Annotated in this window: 18 protein-coding genes and 1 pseudogene; 5 read left to right on the top strand and 14 right to left on the bottom strand. The window is 58.8% G+C overall.

Translation table 11 applies throughout. The features are described from left to right. The 3 genes and pseudogenes from CUN63_RS32235 to CUN63_RS17545 form a co-directional block, all read left to right on the top strand. Positions 1-226: pseudogene (locus tag CUN63_RS32235) on the top strand (group II intron reverse transcriptase/maturase); the annotation flags it as partial. Positions 227-491: 265 nt separating this feature from the next. Then, on the top strand, positions 492-1,181 hold the full coding sequence (locus CUN63_RS17540; protein ID WP_129441145.1) for an energy-coupling factor ABC transporter permease: 690 nt from the start codon (positions 492-494) through the stop codon (positions 1,179-1,181). 63 nt (positions 1,182-1,244) lie between these two features. After that, a complete protein-coding gene (locus CUN63_RS17545) occupies positions 1,245-1,460 on the top strand; it encodes a hypothetical protein (RefSeq protein ID WP_033054332.1) in 216 nt (71 codons plus the stop codon). Between the two features lie 3 nt (positions 1,461-1,463). Here CUN63_RS17545 and yacG read toward each other — a convergent pair whose 3' ends face one another. Genes yacG through pilB form a run of 5 tightly spaced genes read right to left on the bottom strand, consistent with a single transcriptional unit; the run spans position 1,464 to position 6,075 of the window. After that, positions 1,464-1,664, bottom strand: a complete 201-nt coding sequence (yacG, locus tag CUN63_RS17550) for a DNA gyrase inhibitor YacG (RefSeq protein WP_129441147.1) — start codon at positions 1,662-1,664, stop codon at positions 1,464-1,466. After that, positions 1,661-2,284, bottom strand: coding sequence for a dephospho-CoA kinase (coaE, locus tag CUN63_RS17555; protein WP_129441148.1), 624 nt, complete (start codon positions 2,282-2,284; stop codon positions 1,661-1,663). The genes yacG and coaE overlap by 4 nt, the downstream gene beginning before the upstream one ends. Continuing rightward, the gene (locus tag CUN63_RS17560) at positions 2,281-3,153 is read right to left on the bottom strand and encodes an A24 family peptidase (RefSeq protein WP_129441149.1); all 873 of its coding nucleotides are present in this window, start codon (positions 3,151-3,153) and stop codon (positions 2,281-2,283) included. Before CUN63_RS17560 ends, coaE begins: the two co-directional genes overlap by 4 nt. A 1-nt stretch (position 3,154) precedes the next feature. Continuing rightward, entirely contained in the window at positions 3,155-4,372 is a 1,218-nt protein-coding gene (locus tag CUN63_RS17565; RefSeq protein WP_129441150.1) for a type II secretion system F family protein, read from the bottom strand. A gap of 2 nt (positions 4,373-4,374) precedes the next feature. Beyond that, positions 4,375-6,075 carry a type IV-A pilus assembly ATPase PilB gene (gene pilB / locus CUN63_RS17570; protein WP_129441151.1) on the bottom strand — a complete coding sequence of 567 codons (1,701 nt, stop codon included), beginning with the start codon at positions 6,073-6,075 and terminating at the stop codon, positions 4,375-4,377. A 225-nt stretch (positions 6,076-6,300) separates the two neighbouring features. Here pilB and CUN63_RS17575 point away from each other — a divergent pair, with 225 nt between their 5' ends. Together CUN63_RS17575 and CUN63_RS17580 are read left to right on the top strand one after the other, a co-directional pair. Further along, positions 6,301-6,711 carry a pilin gene (locus tag CUN63_RS17575; RefSeq protein ID WP_129441153.1) on the top strand — a complete coding sequence of 137 codons (411 nt, stop codon included), beginning with the start codon at positions 6,301-6,303 and terminating at the stop codon, positions 6,709-6,711. Positions 6,712-7,029: 318 nt separating this feature from the next. After that, positions 7,030-7,383 (top strand): BON domain-containing protein, encoded by a 354-nt coding sequence (locus CUN63_RS17580; protein WP_129441155.1) that lies wholly within the window; start codon positions 7,030-7,032, stop codon positions 7,381-7,383. Between the two features lie 283 nt (positions 7,384-7,666). Here the strand turns inward: CUN63_RS17580 and CUN63_RS17590 are convergent, their stop codons facing one another. The 9 genes from CUN63_RS17590 to panB form a co-directional block, all read right to left on the bottom strand. Continuing rightward, on the bottom strand, positions 7,667-7,963 hold the full coding sequence (locus tag CUN63_RS17590; protein ID WP_129441159.1) for a DUF2845 domain-containing protein: 297 nt from the start codon (positions 7,961-7,963) through the stop codon (positions 7,667-7,669). Beyond that, positions 7,963-10,902: a DUF748 domain-containing protein gene (locus CUN63_RS17595; protein ID WP_129441161.1), complete on the bottom strand. Its 2,940-nt coding sequence runs from the start codon at positions 10,900-10,902 to the stop codon at positions 7,963-7,965. The genes CUN63_RS17590 and CUN63_RS17595 overlap by 1 nt, the downstream gene beginning before the upstream one ends. Before the next feature lie 105 nt (positions 10,903-11,007). Next, entirely contained in the window at positions 11,008-12,024 is a 1,017-nt protein-coding gene (locus CUN63_RS17600; RefSeq protein ID WP_129441163.1) for a class I SAM-dependent rRNA methyltransferase, read from the bottom strand. Between the two features lie 169 nt (positions 12,025-12,193). Further along, on the bottom strand, positions 12,194-13,066 hold the full coding sequence (locus CUN63_RS17605) for an oxygenase MpaB family protein (RefSeq protein WP_129441165.1): 873 nt from the start codon (positions 13,064-13,066) through the stop codon (positions 12,194-12,196). A gap of 65 nt (positions 13,067-13,131) precedes the next feature. After that, the gene (gene acs / locus CUN63_RS17610; protein WP_129441167.1) at positions 13,132-15,069 is read right to left on the bottom strand and encodes an acetate--CoA ligase; all 1,938 of its coding nucleotides are present in this window, start codon (positions 15,067-15,069) and stop codon (positions 13,132-13,134) included. A 174-nt stretch (positions 15,070-15,243) separates the two neighbouring features. Then, entirely contained in the window at positions 15,244-16,908 is a 1,665-nt protein-coding gene (pgi, locus tag CUN63_RS17615; protein ID WP_129441169.1) for a glucose-6-phosphate isomerase, read from the bottom strand. A 229-nt stretch (positions 16,909-17,137) separates the two neighbouring features. Beyond that, positions 17,138-17,518, bottom strand: coding sequence for an aspartate 1-decarboxylase (gene panD / locus CUN63_RS17620; RefSeq protein WP_008153310.1), 381 nt, complete (start codon positions 17,516-17,518; stop codon positions 17,138-17,140). Positions 17,519-17,715: 197 nt separating this feature from the next. Then, on the bottom strand, positions 17,716-18,576 hold the full coding sequence (gene panC / locus CUN63_RS17625; protein ID WP_129441171.1) for a pantoate--beta-alanine ligase: 861 nt from the start codon (positions 18,574-18,576) through the stop codon (positions 17,716-17,718). Next, entirely contained in the window at positions 18,573-19,373 is an 801-nt protein-coding gene (gene panB / locus CUN63_RS17630) for a 3-methyl-2-oxobutanoate hydroxymethyltransferase (protein ID WP_033054352.1), read from the bottom strand. The genes panC and panB overlap by 4 nt, the downstream gene beginning before the upstream one ends. Positions 19,374-19,622: the final 249 nt, after the last annotated feature.

The raw sequence follows: 19,622 nt of genomic DNA on the forward strand, positions 1-19,622 counted from the left end.
CTGCGTCGTCTGGCGACAATGGAAGCGGCCCTCAACGAGGGCACGTAACTTGATGCGCCTGGGGCTTAGCGAAGCTCGCGCCTGCAAATCAGCCTTCAATGGCCGAGGCCCATGGTGGAGCTCAGGCGCATCTCATATGAATCAGGCGCTGCCGAAGAAACTATGGGGTCAGCTTGGGTTAGTTTCGGTACTGGATACGATAAACCGGCTTAGCCGCATAGCTTGAACCGCCGTATACGGATCCGTACGTACGGTGGTGTGAGAGGACGGCGGCTGTAAAGCCGCCTCCTACTCGATTGACTCGTAAATTTGTGTAACTTCTTCCTTTCCCCCCGAACCCCAGCAGGTCAGTGTAGAAGTACGACACGGGCAGTCAGTATCGCCGGTGTAAACTAAGGGCAGTCACTAGGGGAGAAAAGCGTGAAATATAGAACAGTATTGTTGTTCAGTCTTGCGCTTATATGGCCCCAGGCGCCGGAGAAGGTTCGCCCATGATCGGTGCCGAACTGCTGTCATCGCAAAGCCTCACAGTGGGTTGGCTGATTTACGTGCCGGTGATGATCTGGGCAGTCTGTCGAGCATCGTGGGTCGAACTGTTCAGCGACAGTCGCCGCCAGCATCTGTTGTTTGGCACGGTGTTCGCGCTGTTCATGCTCTGGCTGGTGCGACAAGACTTCGACACCGGCGTGTCCTACCACTTTATCGGCATGACCGCCGTGACCCTGTTGCTCGACTGGCCGCTGGCGATTGTCGGCGGGTTGGTCGCGCAAGCGGGACTAGTACTGCTCGGGCGGCAAGATCTGGCGGCGATGGGGGTCAACGGCGCGCTGCTGATTCTGCTGCCGGTGCTGGTCACCGAGTGCTGCGCCATCCTGGTGGAGCGAGCGCAACCACGTAATCCCTTTGTGTATATCTTCGTGTCCGGGTTTTTTGCAGCGGCGCTGTCGGCGTTGCTGTGTCTGCTGCTGGCGCTGTGGTTGCTGTGGTTCGACGAACGTTTCGCCATGCCGTATTGGCTGGAAGATTTTGTCGGTTATCTGTGGCTGTTGATTTTCCCGGAAGCGTTCATCAACGGCATGGTGGTCAGCGCACTGGTGGTGTTTTGCCCCGAGTGGCTGGAGACGTTCAATCGTACGCGCTACCTTTCGGCGCCCTGGAAAGACGACGATCCCAAATCTTGATCCACATCAAAGGCAAAAATCGCTCACGAATCCATGCTCTGGAAAACCTTCAGGAGCATCGAAATGAGTGTCTACGAATGGGCAAGGCAGGAGTTGCGTCAGAGTCTGGATGGGGCGCAGGAAGTGGGGTTTGATCCGGGGTTGAGCCTGCGCGCCTTGCTCAGTGCAGTGGTGCAACAGAGCAAGGCAGTGCGCAGCGCCGAAGACCTGGCCGATGAGTTGCGTTTTCTTGCGGAAAACCTCGATGACAGCCAGGACTACGGTTTCATGCGGCCTTGAAGATCAGTGACGCGGGTCGAAGTCTTCGCTGAACAGTTCGTCTTCGGCATCCGGGCTGACCGGAATCTTGTGTTCTTCCGAAGCCCAGGCGCCCAGGTCGATCAGTTTGCAACGGTCCGAACAAAACGGCCGGAAGGTGCTTTCTGGGCTCCATTCAACAGGGGCGCCGCAGGTTGGGCATTCGACGGTTGGGGGTTGGCTCATGACTGGCCTCCACGCAAAGTAAGGTAAAAGTGATGCAGGCGTTCAACCTCGCTGTGCAGCCAGGCGAGGTCGCGGTCGTTGACCACCACATCGTTGGCGTGGCTCACGCGGTCCTGTCGGCTGGACTGGGCCTTGAGGATCGCCTGGACCTGTTGCTCGCTGGTCTGGTCACGCTGCAGGGTGCGCTCGATCTGTAGTTGTTCCGGGGCATCGATCACCAGAACCCGTTGGGTCATGGCGTACTGCCCGGACTCGATCAGCAGCGGCGAAACCAGAATCGCGTAAGGCGATTGTGCCTTGGCCAGATGATCGGCGATTTCCTTGGCGATCAACGGATGCAGTAGCGCTTCGAGCCAGCGGCGTTCGTCTGGCACTTCGAAGATCAGTTTACGCAACGCCGCGCGATCCAGCTGCCCGTCGGCTTGCAATACGCCGGGGCCGAAGTGTTCGGCGATCCTGGCCAGCGCCGGGCGCCCCGGTTCCACCACCCAGCGCGCTGCGTGATCGGCGTCCACCACGTGCACGCCCAGATCGATGAAGTGCCGGGCAGCCGCGCTTTTGCCGCTGCCGATGCCGCCGGTCAGGCCGAGAATCCAGGGTTTTTCCACAGGGGTATTCATTTCAAACCGACAAACTGCCAATAGAAGTCGGTTATTTGACCACCCCAGAGCAAGGCAATCCAGCCGGCAATTGCCAGAAAGGGTCCGAAGGGGATCGGCGTGGAGGTTTTCGCCTTGCGCAGGCGCAGTAAAATCACGCCGACAACGGCGCCCACCATCGACGATAACAGGATGGTCAGTGGCAAGATCTGCCAGCCACCCCAGGCGCCGAACATCGCTAACAGCTTGAAATCACCGTGGCCCATGCCGTCTTTGCCGGTGATCAGCTTGAACAGCCAGAACACCGACCACAACGCAATATAGCCGGCCACCGCGCCCCACAACGCTTCATGCAAGGACACGAAAAGTCCGAAGCTGTTGACGATCAGCCCCAGCCATATCAGCGGCAGCACCAGCACATCCGGCAGCAGTTGGTGCTCGGCGTCGATCAGGCTCATCGTCAGCAACCCCCAGCTCAGGAGCAGCGCCATGCAGGCCTGCCAGCCGAAACCGAAATGCCAGGCGATAAACGCCGAAAGCAGACCGCAGGCCAGTTCGGTCAGCGGGTAGCGTTTGCTGATGGCTGCCGTGCAGTTCGAGCATCGACCCCGTAAGAGCAGATAACTGAGCACCGGAATATTTTCCCAGGCGCGGATTTGATGGCCGCAATGTGGGCACTGGGAATGGGGCAGCATCAGGTTGAAGGTCGATAGCGGTGTTTCGCCTGGCAAGCCCAACACTTCACGAGCCTCCTCACGCCATTCGCGGTCAAGCATTTTTGGCAGGCGCCAGACCACCACGTTGAGAAAGCTGCCAATCAGCAGGCCGACCAACATGGCTGAGATTACGAAGGTCAACGGGTAGAGGGTCAGAATGTCGTTCAAGGGCATGTCAGATCGCTGAGCCAAGTTGGAAGATGGGCAGGTACATCGCAACCACCAGACCACCGACGATAACACCCAGCACCACCATGATGAACGGCTCCATCAGGCTGGTGAGGTTATCGACCATATTATCCACTTCGTCCTCGTAGAAGCTCGCGACTTTGTCGAGCATGTCGTCCAGCGCGCCGGACTCTTCGCCAATGGCGGTCATCTGAATCGCCATGTTGGGAAAGATACCGGAGGTGCGCATGGAAAAATTCAGCTGCATGCCGGTGGATACGTCCTGCTTGATGCGCAGCACCGCACGTTTGAACACGATATTGCCGGTCGCGCCGGCCACCGAATCCAGAGCTTCCACCAGCGGCACTCCGGCAGCGAAGGTGGTCGACAGGGTGCGGGCGTAACGGGCCACCGCAGACTTGTACATCAACGTGCCAATCAACGGCAGTTTCAGCAACCAGGTGTCCATCCAGTCCCGAAAGCCCTGAGACGTTTTAAAGGCGTGGCGCACGCCGAAGATGGCCGCGATCAGCACGCCAAGCATCGCCCACCACCAGTCCTGCATGAATTCCGAGAGGCCGATGACCATCACCGTGAAGGCTGGTAATTCGGCGCCAAACCCTTTGAATACCGATTCGAACTGCGGCACCACTTTGACCAGCAGAATCCCGGTCACAATGATCGCGACGAACACCACTGCCAGTGGGTAGGTCATGGCTTTCTTGATCTTGGCTTTGAGGCTTTCGCTCTTTTCCTTATAGGTCGCCACTCTCTCCAACAGGGTATCGAGGGCACCGGCCTGCTCGCCGGCATCGACCAGGTTGCAGTAGAGCTCATCGAAATACTGAGGCTTTTTGCGCAGGGAAGCGGCGAAGCTGTTACCCGCCGCGACTTCCTGTTTTACCTCGTCTATCAGTGTGCGCATGGCCGGGTTATCGAAGCCTTCACCGATGATGTCGAAGGACTGCAACAGCGGTACGCCGGCTTTCATCATGGTCGCCATCTGCCGGGTGAACAGGGCAATGTCCTGGGCCTTGATGCGCTTGCCCAGGTTGAAAATCGAGGTGGACTTCTTGCGCACCTTGCCGGGGTTGATGCCCTGCTTGCGCAACTGGGCCTTGATCAACGCCGGGCTCTGACCGCTCAACTCTCCCGTCACTTTGGTGCCTTTGCGGTCTGTACCTTCCCAGGCGTAGACGCTGATTTTTGCTGCTTTGACCGCCATATTCAGTCCTTGGTGACCCGGTTGATTTCTTCAAGGCTGGTGATGCCTTGCATGGCCTTGAGCAGGCCCGACGTCCGCAGGTCGTTGAAGCCGTCTTTACGCATCTGGATGTCGATTTCCAGTGAGTTGCCTTCGGCCATGATCAGCCGTTGCAGGTCCGGGGTATTCTTCACCACTTCATAAATCCCTACTCGCCCTTTGTAACCGTTGTTGCAGTGATCGCAACCGACTGGCTCATAGATCGTGAATGAGCCGATCCGTTCCTCGGGGAAGCCTTCCTTGAGCAGCGCCTCCCGGGGAATCTCGATGGGTTTCTTGCAATGGCTGCATAGCTTGCGTGCCAGGCGCTGGGCAATGATCAGGCTGATCGAGGTGGCAATGTTGAAACCCGCAATGCCCATGTTGTGCAGGCGAGTCAGGGTTTCGGCGGCGCTGTTGGTGTGCAGGGTCGACAGCACCAGGTGACCGGTCTGGGCCGCTTTAATGGCGATTTCGGCGGTTTCGAGGTCGCGGATCTCACCGACCATGATCACGTCCGGGTCCTGTCGCAGAAATGAGCGCAGCGCCTGGGCGAAGTCCATTCCCTGCTTGGGATTGACGTTGACCTGGTTGATGCCTTCCATGTTGATCTCCACCGGGTCTTCGGCGGTGGAGATGTTGATGTCCACGGTGTTGAGAATGTTCAGCCCGGTGTAGAGCGACACGGTCTTGCCCGAGCCGGTCGGCCCGGTCACCAGAATCATCCCCTGTGGCTGCTTGAGGGCGGCCATGTACAGGTCTTTCTGGTCCGGCTCATAGCCGAGGGCGTCGATGCCCATTTGAGCGCTGGACGGGTCGAGGATCCGGATTACCACTTTCTCGCCCCATAGGGTCGGCAGGGTGTTGACCCGGAAGTCGATGGACTTGCTCTTGGACAGGCGCATCTTGATCCGCCCGTCCTGGGGCCGACGCCGTTCCGAGATGTCGAGACTGGCCATGACTTTCAGTCGCGAGGCGATGCGGTTGGCCAGTTGAATCGGCGGTTTGGCGACTTCACGCAGCATGCCGTCGGTGCGCATCCGCACGCGGTAGGTTTTTTCGTAGGGCTCGAAATGCAGGTCGGAAGAGCCGCTCTTGATCGCGTCGAGCAACATCTTGTGGACGAAGCGCACCACGGGTGCGTCGTCGGCGTCTTGTCCGCCAATGGAATCCTGTTTGTTGTCATCGATCGACTCGATGTCCACACCATCAAGGTCGACATCGGCCATGTCTTCCAGGCCGGTGCTAGGGCTGTCGAAGAATTTTTCGATGGCATCGGTGAGCTTGTCGTCTTCAACCAGAATGGCTTCGGTATTGAGCCCGGTGCTGAACTGGATGTCATTGATGGCCTGGTGATTGGTCGGGTCGGAAACGCCCACGAACAGTTTGTTGCCGCGTCGCCAGAGGGGCAAGGCGTGGTGCTGGCGGATCAGTTTCTCGCTGACCAGACCCTTGGGTTGGGTTTCCTTGTCCAGGCAGTTGAGGTCGAGCAAGGTCATGCCGAAGTGTTCCGACGCGATCTCGGCGACCAGGCGGCTTTTCACCAGCTTGTTCTGCACCAAATAGGTGACTAGCGGGGTTTTATCACGTTGGGCTTGCTGATACGCCTGTTGCGCGCTTTTGTCAGTGAGCAGTTCGGCCAGGACCAATTGCTTGGTCAGACCGCTAAGGGCGATGTCATTCATTGGGATTCCAAGCGCAGACAGTTCATGACTTATAGCCTAGTCAAGCGGAGGAACCAAACCAGCGACGTTCAGGTGACAAAAAGTGTCAGATAGTGCGGATTCTGGGGGTGGGAAAGGGGTTTGTGTCGCTCGCACGCCCCGCCAACACGGGGTGTAGGGCTTGGCATGGGCTGTGCTGCGGCTAATTCAGATCATGAGATTTCGACTCATGCATGGAGCTTGTCTATGAATACTCAGAAAGGTTTTACCCTGATCGAACTGTTGATCGTGGTGGCGATCATCGGGATTCTGGCGACGGTTGCGCTACCGCAATATTCGAAGTATCAAACGCGGGCGAAAGTAACCGCAGGTCTTGCTGAAATATCGGCACTGAAGGTCTCTTACGAAGACATTATCAATCAAGGTAACGCCCCCACCCTCGCTCTGATCGGCGTTGCCGCGACCACAGGTAATTGCACGATTGCGGTGGCGGGCACCGCCGCTACCGGTGTTGGCAGCATTGGCTGCACGATCCTCAATGCAAACGGTCAGGTGGCCGGCAAGACCATTACGCTTGCACGCACGCTTGACGGTGGCTGGACTTGCACCTCGACGGTACCCAAAGAGTACGCGCCTAATGGTTGCCCTGGCGTCTGATCCAATTCCAAGTCTGTCCCATGCCCCGCGATTCACAACGCGGGGCATTTTTTTGTTCGTCATTTGAGGGGTCGATTCAAATAATCAAGAAAATCCCGACATTTCATGGCCTTAGGCCTGCGACAAAACCCGCAACTTGCATGTAGAGAATCTCGCAGTCATGCATTTTGCATGATTTCGGAAACCCCCTGTTTTTATAAGATACTGATTTATAACGGTTTATTGCTTGGCTGAAAGTTGGCACAGCGTTCGCAATATCTCCAGTAACCCTGCTGACAAGACACGCAGCAGACTTTATGAAAAACAGGAGTTACTCGTATGAAGAAGTTCGCTATCGCTGCCGCTACTGCTACCGCGCTGACCCTGACCATGGCCAACGCTGCATTTGCACAGACCACCACCACCCAAGCCCCGATGACTCTGGCGGCGGGTGAAATGACTAAGGCTAAAGAATCCACTTCCGATACCTGGATCACTACCAAAGTCAAAGCAGACCTGGTGACTGAAAAAGGCATTCCTGGTACCGACATTAAAGTCGAAACCAACAAAGGCGTTGTGTCCCTGTCGTCCACCGTTGCGGTGACCGACGCTCAGAAAACCACCGCAGTGGCCATCGCCAAGAAAATCAAAGGCGTCAAAGCGGTCTCCGCTGACGGCCTGAAAGCCGAGTAAGGCAAGACTTCTCGCCTGGACTGGGAGAAGGCGCGGCAGGCGGGCCGAGCAATACGTCAGCCGCTTCTGGAGAGTTCATGCGAAAGGCCATAAGGATGTGGCCATTACAGGCCCCGGCATTCGTGTCGGGGCCTGTTCTATTTGGGTCAAGGCAAAGCACATGTGGGAGCGGGCTTGCTCGCGAACGCGTCGTGTCAGCCAACATAAATGTTGAATGATCAACCGCATTCGCGAGCAAGCCCGCTCCCACATTAAATTGTGCCCACATAAGATAGTGGTGAGTTCAGTTACCACGCTTGCTGGTGATCTGCTTCAAGCGATTACCTTCAAAACGCAGGTACTGATACATCCCGCCGTTGGGCCCGTAGGTCCATTCCTCGACTTGAAACTCTTCCCGCCGGTTAGCGCTGCGCTTGTAGCCCAACAGATCACGGCTGACCGGTTCACCGCATTTCTGCAGTACTTCGCTGGACCTGTCCCCGACACTGACCAATTGACTGCCGCAGCGTAGGGTATCGGCTGCCGAGGCCTGACTGGCAGCCATTGCCAGTGCCAGGTACATCAGCCATTTCGCGCCCATCACTCGGCGTCCAGATGCAACGGCGTCACCACTCGGCCGTCACTTTGCGCTTCGCCGAGGTTAGCGTCGATGAAGTACACGCGGTCATCGGCCAGCTGACCCTTGTCGACCAGATAGTCCTTGATGCTGCTGGCGCGTTCCTGACCCAACTGACGCAACAGCACGTCGCTGGAACTCCAGAACTTGATCACGCCTTCGCGCATTTTTACCGTGCGTTCTTCCTTGCCAAGATCCTTCCACTCGGCGGGCGGCTGCGTCTTCAGGCGCGTGCGGTAAATTCCTTCCAGCAGCGAACCCTTCTCGTTGTCCGGTACTTGCACCAGCGAGGCCTGAGCCGGCACTTTGTCACCGCGGCGCTGGAGCATTTTGTAGTAGTTGTATTGGTATTCCCGTTCCAGACGTTGCTCGGCGATCAGTGGGCCATCGCTGCTTGCGGCAGCCGTGCCTTCGATTTCCAGGCGCAAGGCCGGACGTTCCTTGAGGGCCTGGGACAGTTTGACCAACGAACCCTCGGCATCCTTGCTCAGGTCGCTTGAACCCGGCGCAAACGAGACAGTGCCCAGATCTTCCGAGCCGCCGCCACTGACCAGCCCGCCAATCATTTTGAACGGCGCTGCAGCAGCTTTGACGATCAGATTGCGCAGGGTCTGCCAGACAATCGGCATGATGCTGAACTGTGGGTTGTTCAGGTCGCCGGTCACCGGCAGTTCAATGGAAATCTTGCCGTCGACGTCCTTGAGCAATGCGATCGCCAATTTCAGCGGCAGGCTCACGGCGTCCGGACTGTCGACTTTCTCACCCAGTTGCAGCTGCTCGACCACCACTTTGTTTTCGGCCTTGAGCTGGCCCTTGGTGATCAGGTAATGCAGGTCGAGATTGAGTCGGCCCTTGCGGATGCGGTAGCCGGCGAACTTGCCGGAGTAGGGCGTCAGCGTGGTCAGTTCAACACGTTTGAAGCTGGTGGCGATGTCGAGGCTGGCCATCGGGTCGAACGGGTTGACCGAGCCCTTGATGGTGACCGGTGCATAGCGGTCGACCTTGCCTTTGATATCGACACTGGCTGGTTTCGCCTGACGGCTGTCGATGGTGCCGATCTGGCCGTTGAGTTGTTGCACGGCGGTGGCGAAGTTCGGGGTCAGGCTGAAGTCGGCGAAGTTCGCCGAACCGTCATTGATGGCAATGCCGCCAATGTGGATGCCCAGCGGTTTTTCCTTGCCGGCAGGTTTGGCAGCAGCCGTTTTGGCGCCGGAGTCGGGCGGTTGCGGAATCAGCAGATCATCGATGTTAGTGGTGCGGTCATCGTTGATCATGAAGCGGGCATAAGGCTGGAACAGTTTGACCTTGTCGATCGACAGGCTATCGCCGTGCTGATAATTCAGGCCTTCGAGCACCAACTGCTGCCACTTGAGGAAGTCGCGGGTTTTGAGGGTGTCGAGGGTATGCAGTTGATCGACCTGAGCTTTGCCTGTGACGCTGAATGCCAGCGGCTCGGTGCTTTTCAGATCGACCGCCAGATCACTGCCGAGCATGCCGCTGCGCAGTTCCAGGCGAATGAACGGGGTGATGTAGGACTGGGCGACGCGTAGGTCGATGTCCTTGGTTTGTACTTTTAACTTGGCGCTGACCGGGGCGAGATTGACGATACCGTCTGCCGTGATCTTGCCTTGCTTGCCCACGCCCGTATCGAGCTTGAGGTTAAAAGGCGAGCCATTGAGGCTGTCGAAATTCTGCAGGTCCAGGTTCAGCGGGCCGACGTCCAGCGCCACGGCGGGTTGCGCCTTGCGATCAGCCAGATGCACCTGGTAATCGCGCAGTTGCACGTCTTTGAGCAGCACCTGCCATGGTTTGCTCGGTGGCGCCGGTTCGGGTTTCGGTGAATCGGCAGCTGCCGGGGTGGTGGCCGGTTCGGCTTTGGCTTTGGTGGCTGCTTTGGACGGTTGGCTGGCGAACAGTTTCTGCCAATCGAGTTGCCCGTCGGCTTCGAGGGCGGCCCAGGTTTCCAGTTTCTGGCTGCGGATCTTGCCGACGACCACTTGCTGCTTGGCCAGGTCTACGGTGGTTTCGCTGATGTCCAGCCGCCCAAGCTTCGCCAGCGGCCGACCGTCCGGTGCCTTGATGTTGAAAGGCGCGACGCTGACGGCGACGTTGCTCAGCAGCAATTCGGTTTCTTTGGACAGGTTCAGCTTGTAATCGGTGCTCAGGTTCAGGGTGCCGTTTTCCAGATCCAGCGGCACCGAATCGCGCACGTATGGCCACCAGACTTTCATGTTGCCATCGGTGACTTTCAACTTACCTTCGGAGGCAATCGGGATCAGGCTGAAATTGCCGGTCCAGTCGATCTGTCCACCGGCAGGGCCGACGGCCACCAGGGTCATGTCGGCGTTATCTTCTGGCAGGGTGCTGAGGTTCTTCAGCTCGAAGTCGAGTTTGTCGTAGAGGAATTCGATTGGCTCGCTGGGCCGTGCATCCTGGAAGTGCACATAGCCGTCGGCCAGTTTGATCCGCTCGATGCGCAACGGGAACGGTTTGGCGTTCGGGTCGGCCGGGGTCGGTTCACTGGCGGGGATTTTGAACAGGCCAAGCAGATTGAGCTTACCGTCCTTGCCGAAGAGGATTTCGGTCTTGGGTTTGTCGATTTCGATATCGGACAGGTGCAGCGCCTTGGTCCAGAGGCTGTCGATTTGGAAGTTGGCATACAGTCGCTCGAAGCCGACCTGTTCCTTGCCCGGCTCGCCGATGATCAGTCCCCAAAGGGTGACTTCAAGGCTGAACGGGTTGAGTTCGATCCGCGAAATCGTGGCGGGCGTCGTTGCGTAACTGGCCAATTGTTGATTGGCCACCCGTAACGCGATGCCCGGCAAAATCAGAAACCCCAGCAGGCTGTAGAGGGCTAGAGCGGTCAACAGAGCGCCAATAGCGCGAATCAATCCTTTGGGCATGTGTGGCTTCATCTGTCTGAATCGGAGTGCGTTGGAGTATGGCACGCGTTTCCGGTTCCGAAGTGATCATGCTTTATAGGATTTATCTGATTTTTCGGACGAATCTCAGAGCTGCAGAATCAGGGTTTTCAGCGGCGGCTGCTCATCCATTGACGGAAAATCGCCGCCCGGTTTCATCACTGTCCACTCGCGCACCGGCCGGCCGGCTTTCTCTGCACAGCGCAAAACTTGCTCGCGCCAGTCGTCCATGCTGACTTTTGCCAGGTTGTTGCAGCAGATCAGCACGCCATTGTCGGCGGTGGTCAGTAGTGCCGGCTTCAGCAGGCTCTGATAGTCGCGCAGCAAGTCGACGGTGCCGAAAGCGCTCTTGGCCCAGGCCGGCGGGTCCAGCAGCACCAGGTCGTACTGACGCTGTTCCAGACGCTGATAGCTCGGCAGTTTTTGCCCGCGGCGCTGGCTGATCGGTAGGCCGGCCAATTGGCGGATTGCCGGGAAGTAGTCGGACTGGATGAAGTCCATGGTCGGCAACTGCGGATTGAGCAGGCCGTTCTCACGGCCGACGGCCAGGTTGCCTTCAGCGAAGTCGAGGTTGCAGACTTCGCTCGCGCCACCGGCCGCAGCACTCAGGCCGACGCCACAGGTGTAGGCGAACAGGTTCAGCACACTTTTGTTTTTGCTGTGCTGCTTGACCCAGCCGCGCGTGTTGCGCAAGTCGAGGAACAGCAGCGGATCCTGGCCGGCGTGGCGGCCGCGAACCCGGTAATTCAAGCCCCATTCGTGGCCGATCAAGTCTTGCAGGGCGGCTTCGTCGGCGCGGTAGACGGTGTCTTCACGGTCGATGCGCGAGTTGCCACGGGAGCGATCGTTGTAGACCAGCAGCGTTTCGAGGCCCAGGTGCTGATTGAGGGTGTCGTGCAGTTGCAGCAGCGCGTCTCGCTCCAGCGACTGGTGAAAGCTTTGCACCAGCAATTGCGGGCCGTAGCGGTCGATTGTCAGGCCGCCGGCGCCTTCCTGGCTGCCGTGGAACAAGCGATAGCAATCGGTGCCTTGCTGATGCAGTTCGGCCAGCAGGTCCTGACGACGATCGAGGGCGGCGCGCAGCGCCTGATTCAAGGAAGACATGCTGGGCGCCTTGCAGGAGGGAATTTGGCGCGGGAGTTTAACAGCTTGGCGCGGGACCGCGGTGCTGCCTTCGCGAGCAAGCTCGCTCCCACAGGGGATTTGTGTCGTTCATCAGTCCAATGTGCGGGCTTGCTCCGGGCGGCGATCCGACGAAGCTTTTCAGCTCTTTCTAGCTGAGCAACCCCATCCGTCGTTTGGCCCGGTGCACCGAGCCGTTACGCACCGCCCAACGCAGCATCGGCGTGCTGCGGTTGACGCCGGCGCGGATCAGCTTGCGTTGCAGCGGGCTCTGTTGGACACCCAGCATGTCACTGGCCCAGTCCGGCAGCAGGTCGATCCCGGCCTGCATCATCAAACTGCCGAAAGGTCTGGCCAAACGGCTGGGGGATGGGGCGTTCAACAACAGCCGTAACACCTCTCGACTGCGCTCGTCGCACAGCAGTTGTGGACGAATGCGCTCAAGGTAATCAGCAATTTCCTGCCGTGAACGTGGCACGTCACGGGCGCCGAGCCGTTCGGCAACCAGCGCGATTTCCGCGTAGTAACGATCCTGATCAGCCAGGGACAGGTCCGGATTGCGGTAACGCAAATGGGCTGCGAGGAAGTTGCTGACTTCGGCCACGTGCACCCAGGTCAACAGATCGGGATCACTGGCGGCGTAGGGCCGGCCATCCGGTGCCGTGCCGGTCACTTGCAGGTGGATGGTGCGGACTTTCTCGATCAGCCAGTCGGCGTCCTTTCGCGAACCGAAGGTGGTGCCGGAAATGAACTGCCCGGTGCGACGCAGTCGGCCGAGCATGTCCTCGCGGAAATTCGAATGGTCCCAGACCCCGGCCAGGGCCAGTGGATGTAGAGCTTGCAGCATCAAGGCGCTGATGCCGCCGATCAGCATGCTGCTGAAGTCGCCATGCACTTGCCAGCTCACCGAATCGGGCCCGAACAGGCCGGGATCGCCCTTGGGGTTTTCCAGGTCGAGCTTGCCCAGAGACAGACCGGTCAGGCTCATGATCTGGGTTTCGATGCGGGTTCGAATGAATTCCATGGCGACTCAGTGGCGGAAAAGGAGGCGCGGCCATTAACGGCCGCGCAGGCTTTTGAAACAAGCGATTATTGGTTCAGGCGTTTATCGACCAACTCCTGGACCACGCTCGGGTCAGCCAGGGTCGAGGTGTCGCCCAGGCTGTCCAGTTCGTTGCAGGCGATCTTGCGCAGAATGCGCCGCATGATCTTGCCCGAACGGGTTTTCGGCAAGGCCGGCGCCCACTGGATCAGGTCCGGTTTGGCGAAGCTGCCGATTTCCTCGCTGACGTGAGCCAGCAGTTCTTTCTTCAGTTCGTCACTGGGCTCGGTGCCGTTCATGGGGGTGACGAAGGCGTAGATGCCCTGACCCTTGATGTCGTGGGGGTAACCGACCACCGCCGCTTCGGCGATGCTGTCGTGCAGCACGAGCGCGCTTTCCACTTCCGCGGTGCCGATGCGGTGTCCGGAGACGTTGATCACATCGTCGATGCGCCCAGTGATCCAGTAATCGCCATCCTCATCGCGCCGGGCGCCGTCGCCGGTGAAGTAGTAACCGGGGTAGGGCTTGAAGTAGGTATCGACCATTCGTTGCGGGTCGCCGTAGACGCTGCGGATCTGCGCCGGCCAACTGGACTTGATCGCCAGCACGCCGCTGCCGGCGCCTTTGATTTCCTTGCCCGCTTCATCGAGCAACACCGGTTGCACGCCGAACATCGGTTGCGTGGCGCAGCCGGGTTTGATCCGTTGAGCGCTGACCAGAGGGCTGAGCATGATGCCGCCAGTTTCGGTCTGCCACCAGGTATCGACGATCGGACAACGCTGTTCGCCGACAGCATTGAAGTACCACTCCCACGCTTCCGGGTTGATGGGCTCACCGACACTGCCGAGTAATCTGAGGCTCGCGCGGGAAGTTTCCTTCAACGGTTCGGGGCCTTCACGCATCAGGGAGCGCAGGGCGGTCGGGGCGGTATAGAAAATGTTCACATGGTGCTTGTCGATCACCTGCCAGAAGCGTGAGCTGCTCGGGTAGCTCGGCACGCCTTCGAAGATCAGCGTGGTCGCGCCGTTGGCCAACGGACCGTAGACGATGTAGCTGTGGCCGGTGACCCAGCCGACATCGGCGGTGCACCAGAAGACTTCGTCGTCACGGTAGTCGAGCACGTACTTGAAGGTCATCGCCGCTTGCAGCAGGTAGCCGCCGGTGGTGTGCAGCACGCCTTTGGGTTTGCCGGTGCTGCCGGAGGTGTAGAGGATAAACAGCGGGTCTTCGGCGTCCATTGGTTCAGGCGGGCAATCGTCGCTGACGTCGCGCAGTGCCTGGTGATACCAGATGTCCCGGCCCTCGACCCAGTCCACTTCGCCCTGAGTGCGCTCGACCACGATGACGGTGCTGACGTTCGGACAACTTTGCAGCGCCTTGTCGACCTTCTGCTTGAGCGGCACGACTTTACCGCCGCGCACGCCTTCATCGGCGGTGATCACGGTGCGGCAGTCGGCATCGAGAATCCGGTCACGCACAGAGTCCGGAGAGAAACCACCGAACACCACCGAATGCACCGCACCAATGCGCGTGCAGGCGAGCATGGCGTAGGCGGCTTCGGGGATCATCGGCATGTAGATGCACACGCGGTCGCCTTTCTTCACGCCACGGCTTTTGAGCACATTGGCCAGGCGACAGACGTTGTGATGAAGTTTTTTGTAGGTGATCTGCGCGGATTCGGCAGGGTCGTCGCCTTCCCAGATGATCGCAATTTGATCGCCGCGCTTTTCAAGGTGACGGTCGATGCAGTTGTAACTGACATTCAACTTTCCGCCGGCGAACCAGCTCGCCTCACCGGTTTTCAGGTTATAGCGCTGGACGGTATCCCACGGCTTACTCCAGTCGAGAAAGCGTGTGGCCTGTTCGGCCCAGAAGGTGCTGGGGTGGTCGATGGATTGGCGGTACAGGCGCGTGTAGTCGTCTTGACTTAATTGTGCAGCCCGGCGGACGGCATCGGCTTGGGGGAACGTGCTGATATCGAACATGACGGTTCCTTATTCTTGTTTTGCGACAAGTAATAAAGATGCGCCGAGTAGCGAAAGGGTTCAAGCCAGACACAAAACCAATGTGGGAGCGGGCTTGCTCGCGAAGGCGGTGGGTCAGTCGACATAAATGCTGAATGACAAACCGTCTTCGCGAGCAAGCCCGCTCCCACAGGGTTAGCCGCGGTGACGACCGCGGAAGTAGTTGATCAGGCCTTGGGTTGAAGCATCGTCAGCCGGGGTTTCTTCGCTGCCGACCAGGCGGTTGTAGACGCCTTTGCCCAGCTCTTTACCCAGCTCCACGCCCCACTGGTCGAAGGCGTTGATGCCCCAGATCACGCTTTGCACGAAGACTTTGTGTTCGTACATCGCCACCAATGCGCCGAGACGACGCGGGCTGATGCGCTCAACCACCAAGGTGTTGCTCGGACGGTTGCCCGGGATCACCTTTTGCGGTGCGATTTTGTGCACCTCTTCTTCGCTCATGCCTTTGTCGCGCAACTCGGCTTCGGCCTCGGCAAGGGTCTTGCCCAGCATCAGCGCCTGGCTTTGCGACAGGCAGTTGGCGTACAGCCACTGGTGGTGGTCAGACACCGGGTTGAAGCTGACGATCGGCACGATGAAGTCGGCCGGGATCAGTTGAGTGCCCTGGTGCAGCAACTGGTGGTAAGCGTGCTGACCATTGCAGCCCACTCCACCCCAGATCACCGGGCCGGTGTCGGTGGACACCGGAGTGCCGTCCTGGCGCACGCTCTTGCCGTTGGATTCCATGTCCAGCTGTTGCAAGTGCTTGGTGATGTTGCGCAGGTAGTGGTCGTACGGCAGGATCGCGTGGCTCTGTGCACCCCAGAAGTTGCCGTACCAGACACCGAGCAAGGCCAGCAACACCGGCATGTTCTGGTCAAAGGGCGCGCTCTGGAAATGCTGGTCCATGGTGTAGGCACCGGACAGCAGTTCCTTGAAGTTCGACATGCCGATGGCCAACGCGATTGGCAAACCGATGGCCGACCACAGCGAGTAACGGCCGCCAACCCAGTCCCACATCGGGAAGATGTTTTCTTCGCGGATCCCGAATGCCACCGCCGCTGCATTGTTGCTGGAGACGGCGATGAAGTGACGGTACAGCTCGGCTTCCGAACCACCCTGAGCCAGGTACCAGGCGCGTGCGGCCTGGGCATTCTTCAAGGTTTCGAGGGTGTTGAAGGATTTTGACGAAACGATGAACAGCGTGGTTTCGGCGCGCAGTTTCATGGTCAGTTCGTGGAACTCACTGCCGTCGATGTTCGCCAGGTAATGGCAACGCACGCCCTTCTGGGCGTAGGACAGCAGCGCTTCGGAGACCAGCTCCGGGCCGAGGAACGAGCCACCGATGCCGATGTTCACCACGTCAGTGATCGGCTTCTCGGAGTAGCCGCGCCACAAACCGTCGTGGATACGGCCCACGAGGTCGGTGATCTGGTTCAGGACCTTGTGCACTTCCGGCATCACGTTGACGCCGTTGACCTTCAGCTTGTCGCCGACCGGACGGCGTAGCGCGGTGTGCAAGGCCGGACGGCCTTCGGAGGAGTTGACGATTTCGCCTTCGAACAGCGCTTTGATCGCGCCCTGGAGGTCGACTTCGTTGGCCAGGCCCACCAGCAGATCGCGGGTCTGGGCGTTGATCAGGTTCTTCGAGTAGTCGAGAAACAGGCCGCAGCTGCTGAGGGTGAATTGGGTAAAGCGCTGCGGATCGGCATTAAAGGCTTCGCGCATGCTGAAATCCTGCATGGCTTGGCGGTGGTCATTCAACGCTTGCCAGGCGGGCAGAGCGGTAACGTCTTGAGGGGTGCGGTAATACGCCATCGCTGCGGGTTTCCTTTTTACTTGAACGGCCTTTTGAACACTAAAAATACCGGAGCGCTGTGGATGGGCGTCCGGTCAACTGCGTCGACACGATTTCATGACACAGGGCGAATACAGTAAACCTCGCGCTGCGATCTGTCTTGACTTTGTCTGACCCGTTCCCGGTACTTTTTTATACATCGAGCAGGGAACGGTCCGACAAACGGAAGGGGGAGGGGCTAAGACTGGATCAGGCGACCTGAACCGGAATGGCATTGCTGGTATGGCTCAGTTCATTACCCGGCGCCATGTAGAGCATGCGTGGCTTGAAATTGAGCAGCTCGGCTTCGCTGTAGTGGGCGTATGCGCAAATGATCACTCGGTCACCGACCTTGGCCTTGTGTGCGGCTGCACCGTTGACCGAGATCATGCGCGAACCTTCTTCGCCACGAATCGCGTAGGTGGTGAAGCGTTCACCATTGTCGATGTTGTAGATCTGGATCTGTTCGTACTCACGGATACCGGACAGGTCCAGCCATTCGCCGTCGATGGCGCAAGAACCTTCGTAATCGAGTACAGCGTGGGTGACTTCGGCGCGATGCAGCTTGGCCTTGAGCATGATGGCGTGCATGAGTGTTTCCCCAGGTCGGAATCGAACGGCGGGCAGTTTGCCCGAAGGCTTGAGGGGCATCAATACAGACTGGAAGCCACCACAAAACCCAATGTGTGAGCGGGCTTGCTCGCGAATGCGGTGGGTCAGTCAACATTTTTGCTGAATGACCCACCGCATTCGCGAGCAAGCCCGCTCCCACAGGGGGATTGTGGTGTTCAGGCAGTAGCGTCGAGATTCAGATGCAGGTTATCGATCAACCGCGTAGTGCCCAGGAACGCCGCCACCAGAATCACCAGATCCCGATCTTGCGCAGTTGCCGGACGCAAGGTCTGGGCATGACGAATCTCCAGATAGTCAGGACGCAAACCCGCCGCTTCAAGCTGCTTGATCTGCGCGCTGATTACGGCCGGGAAATCCCGTTCGCCCTGTTTGATCGCGTCGGCAATCTGGGTCAAACCGCGATACACAACCGGCGCAACGGCCCGCTGTTCTTCGCTGAGGAAACCATTGCGCGACGAGAGCGCCAAGCCATCGGCTGCACGTACCGTCGGTTCGCCGATAATCTGGATCGGCATGTTCAGGTCATGCACCAGGGCGCGGATCACCGCCAGTTGCTGGAAGTCTTTCTGGCCGAAGATCGCCAGATCTGGCTGGACCATGTTGAACAGCTTGGTGACCACCGTCGCCACACCTTCGAAATGCCCGGGACGGCTGGCGCCGCAGAGGCCTTCGGAGAGTTGGGGGACGCTGACGCGGGTCTGGCCGACTATGCCGTCGGGGTACATTTCTTCAACGGTTGGCGCGAACAGCAAGTGGCAACCGGCCTGGAGCAGTTTCTCCTGATCGGCTGCGAGGGTGCGCGGGTACTTGTCGAGGTCTTCGCCGGCGCCGAACTGCAGCGGGTTGACGAAAATGCTCGCGACCACGAAATCCACCCGTTGGGTGGCTTTGGTCACCAGTGCCACATGACCGCTGTGCAGGTTGCCCATGGTCGGCACGAAGCCGATGCGCTTGCCTTCACTGCGGGCACGGGCCACGGCGGCCCGTAATTCGCGTACGGTTTTTACGGTGTTCATGCAGAGAATCCGTGTTCGATGCCAGGGAAAGTCGCCGCTTTGACTTCAGTGACGTACGCACCAAGCGCCGCTTGAATGTTTTGTTGCCCGGCCATGAAGTTCTTCACGAACTTCGGCACGCGGCCAGTGATCGACAGGCCGAGCATGTCGTGCAGAACCAGTACCTGGCCGTCAGTGCCACTGCCGGCGCCTATGCCGATCACCGGGATTTTCACCGCTTGGGTGATTTCTTCAGCCAGTTCGCTCGGTACGCATTCGAGCAGCAACATCGCCGCGCCAGCTTGTTCCAGGGCGATCGCATCGGCACGCATCTGCCGCGCCTGGTTTTCATTGCGACCCTGGACTTTGTAACCGCCGAGGATATTCACCGATTGCGGTGTCAGCCCCATGTGCGCGCACACCGGGATACCGCGTTCGGCCAGCAGACGGATCGAGTCCGCCAGCCACAACGCACCTTCAACCTTGACCATGTGCGCACCCGCCTGCATCAACAGGGCACTGTTGGTCATGGCTTGTTCGGTGGTGGCGTAGGCCATGAAGGGCAGGTCGGCGAGGATCAACGCATCGGTGTTGCCACGTTTGACGCACGCCACGTGGTAAGCCATTTCAGCGGTGGTGACCGGCAGGGTGCTGTCGTGACCTTGCAAAACCATGCCAAGGGAGTCGCCCACCAGCAGCACTTCGACACCCGCCTCATTGCAGGCGTGGGCGAAGGTCGCGTCATAGCAGGTCAGCATGGTGATCTTTTCACCTTTTTGCTTGAGACCTTGCAGAGTGGTCAGGGTGATGGCTGGCATGAAAAGTTCCTCATTCAGGCGCTGTGGAAACTACTGCGAGTAACGCGCGTGATTCTTCGTTAAATACAGGCGCACGGTCTGTTGTCGTACTTTTAAGGCCTGGATTGCGCCCTTCAACGCCGTGTTGGCGGCAGCGGGACGCCTATAGTCGTGAGGAGAACTCGGGAAGTCAATTGCGTGTGTTACCGCATTGTTACGCGTGGGGTGTTACCGGGGTAACTGATGCGATTCAGCAACAGATTTTGTGTT

This window comes from Pseudomonas sp. ACM7 (assembly GCF_004136015.1).
Classification (GTDB): domain Bacteria; phylum Pseudomonadota; class Gammaproteobacteria; order Pseudomonadales; family Pseudomonadaceae; genus Aquipseudomonas; species Aquipseudomonas frigoris.

Bases quoted from the DNA above. Each gene is read 5' to 3' on its own strand.
- coaE (WP_129441148.1), bottom strand. From the start codon at position 2,284: ATGAATACCCCTGTGGAAAAACCCTGGATTCTCGGCCTGACCGGCGGC.
- acs (WP_129441167.1), bottom strand. From the start codon at position 15,069: ATGTTCGATATCAGCACGTTCCCCCAAGCCGATGCCGTCCGCCGGGCT.
- CUN63_RS17560 (WP_129441149.1), bottom strand. From the start codon at position 3,153: ATGCCCTTGAACGACATTCTGACCCTCTACCCGTTGACCTTCGTAATC.
- CUN63_RS17600 (WP_129441163.1), bottom strand. From the start codon at position 12,024: ATGTCTTCCTTGAATCAGGCGCTGCGCGCCGCCCTCGATCGTCGTCAG.
- CUN63_RS17540 (WP_129441145.1), top strand. From the start codon at position 492: ATGATCGGTGCCGAACTGCTGTCATCGCAAAGCCTCACAGTGGGTTGG.
- panC (WP_129441171.1), bottom strand. From the start codon at position 18,576: ATGAACACCGTAAAAACCGTACGCGAATTACGGGCCGCCGTGGCCCGT.
- panD (WP_008153310.1), bottom strand. From the start codon at position 17,518: ATGCACGCCATCATGCTCAAGGCCAAGCTGCATCGCGCCGAAGTCACC.
- CUN63_RS17605 (WP_129441165.1), bottom strand. From the start codon at position 13,066: ATGGAATTCATTCGAACCCGCATCGAAACCCAGATCATGAGCCTGACC.
- CUN63_RS17545 (WP_033054332.1), top strand. From the start codon at position 1,245: ATGAGTGTCTACGAATGGGCAAGGCAGGAGTTGCGTCAGAGTCTGGAT.
- CUN63_RS17595 (WP_129441161.1), bottom strand. From the start codon at position 10,902: ATGCCCAAAGGATTGATTCGCGCTATTGGCGCTCTGTTGACCGCTCTA.
- panB (WP_033054352.1), bottom strand. From the start codon at position 19,373: ATGCCAGCCATCACCCTGACCACTCTGCAAGGTCTCAAGCAAAAAGGT.
- CUN63_RS17590 (WP_129441159.1), bottom strand. From the start codon at position 7,963: ATGGGCGCGAAATGGCTGATGTACCTGGCACTGGCAATGGCTGCCAGT.
- yacG (WP_129441147.1), bottom strand. From the start codon at position 1,664: ATGAGCCAACCCCCAACCGTCGAATGCCCAACCTGCGGCGCCCCTGTT.
- CUN63_RS17575 (WP_129441153.1), top strand. From the start codon at position 6,301: ATGAATACTCAGAAAGGTTTTACCCTGATCGAACTGTTGATCGTGGTG.
- pilB (WP_129441151.1), bottom strand. From the start codon at position 6,075: ATGAATGACATCGCCCTTAGCGGTCTGACCAAGCAATTGGTCCTGGCC.
- CUN63_RS17580 (WP_129441155.1), top strand. From the start codon at position 7,030: ATGAAGAAGTTCGCTATCGCTGCCGCTACTGCTACCGCGCTGACCCTG.
- CUN63_RS17565 (WP_129441150.1), bottom strand. From the start codon at position 4,372: ATGGCGGTCAAAGCAGCAAAAATCAGCGTCTACGCCTGGGAAGGTACA.
- pgi (WP_129441169.1), bottom strand. From the start codon at position 16,908: ATGGCGTATTACCGCACCCCTCAAGACGTTACCGCTCTGCCCGCCTGG.